Here is a 1,545-nt window from a genome sequence, read left to right on the forward strand (position 1 = left end):
TTCATTGTATTTAACATGATTTTGAAAGAAAGCTTTATCCAAACGTGCATTTAAAGCGTTTGTATCACTAATAAAATTAGCTTCGGAACTTTTAGAATTAGCGAAAATTGGAGGGCTTAAAAAATCCGTACACTTAAGTTCTGCAAAACCATTAAACTGAACATCAGCAATTCTATCCTGAAGTGCTCCATTACATGCATCTGGAACATTTGTAGCATATTCAATATTTTTACGAATATGTCCTGCTACAAATAATTTAGCTTTTTCAACAGTTAAAAAGTCAGACCCCGGAATAGCTTTAAATGCCACAGGTACAAGTTTAACTTGTTCTAAAAATACATGCTTTTTCACTCTCTTAATTTCAGTTGCTGCCGGATTAAGTGTAATATCTGACTCTACAACAATTTGAAGTGTTGACTCCGCTAATACAACCGGAACCTTAAGTATTGTCGTTCTAGAAAAAGTTGCAGAAATTGGCGTAATTGGAGAAGCATTTAATGGTATTTGTTCTGTTGATGTGACTGGACAAGGTCCTGGTGTTTCTTGTTCGCTCAAAGAAAACAACCTCATTTCATTACATATTTAGAGATTTTTACACACTCTATTTAACTAGAATATGTAGTATTAATTTTAATGCATAGGCTTATGTTATATTTGTTTATTTATATATTTAAAATTGGTGGGTTTTTTGAATATATAGGTTCAGTTAACTTTTAGAAATTTTACCATCATGACTGACTCGAACTTGTTGAACTTGTAGTAAATTAATGATTAAATCTAATACAATTTTTTGACATATTTGATTTAAATGAGTTTCTGACTTTTTTTGTATGGAATCCCCATTTCCATTATTAAATGCAGTATACTCAATATTCTGATGTATATACCCTTCTATAAATAAATTTCCTTTTAATACTGTACATATCCCATTACCTAACGATTGTGAAAATTGACTAGGAATAAATTTACAATTAGTTAATACTACCTCTTTGGAGATTTCTTTAACCCTTATAACCTTTTCTTCAAACACGATATTTTCTTCTAAACATATTTCAATTTTGTATTCCCCTATTACAACTGGAACTCTAATATGTATACAATCATAAGAAGTATAAGAATTATTATTTATTTCTCCTGTTTTCATAAATGGTGAGTCATGTAAAGGAACTACAACTGATTTATAATACTCATCCTTATTATTCATACCATAGTTATGAGTATCAGTAAGAAATATAATTTCATGAATTTCAGAACTAACCAAACGACAATCAAGCTGTTCTGGATAATAAGTTATAGTATTAAATAGTTTTGTATCAAATTGAGGGGATTGTTTATTATTGAGATCAATAAATTCAAATGTATTTTGAACTGAATTACTACAGATAGGAGCATGAAAAAAATCATCAATTTTTACATGAGTGGAGAATGAGCTTTTTTTAGTCATAAAACATACTTTTCCTTGTTCATACGTATCACACTCACTAGTACAGTCAACAGAATCAATTTCATCCACTTCTTCTTGATCTCCCAGTTCATTCATAAAAT

At 29.4% G+C, this 1,545-nt stretch carries 2 protein-coding genes; both read right to left on the minus strand.

Features of this window, described 5'->3' with window-relative positions; genetic code table 11:
- Positions 1-555, minus strand: a 555-nt coding sequence (locus CQZ94_RS30645) for a DUF7852 domain-containing protein (RefSeq protein WP_483861180.1), incomplete at its 3' end; no start/stop codon positions are given.
- Positions 556-706: 151 nt separating this feature from the next.
- Positions 707-1,545 (minus strand): BC_2427 family protein (locus tag CQZ94_RS30650; protein ID WP_374954566.1); only part of this gene is annotated, 839 nt, incomplete at its 5' end.

This window comes from Bacillus sp. MYb209, assembly GCF_002975175.1.
In the GTDB taxonomy this organism is placed as follows: domain Bacteria; phylum Bacillota; class Bacilli; order Bacillales; family Bacillaceae_G; genus Bacillus_A.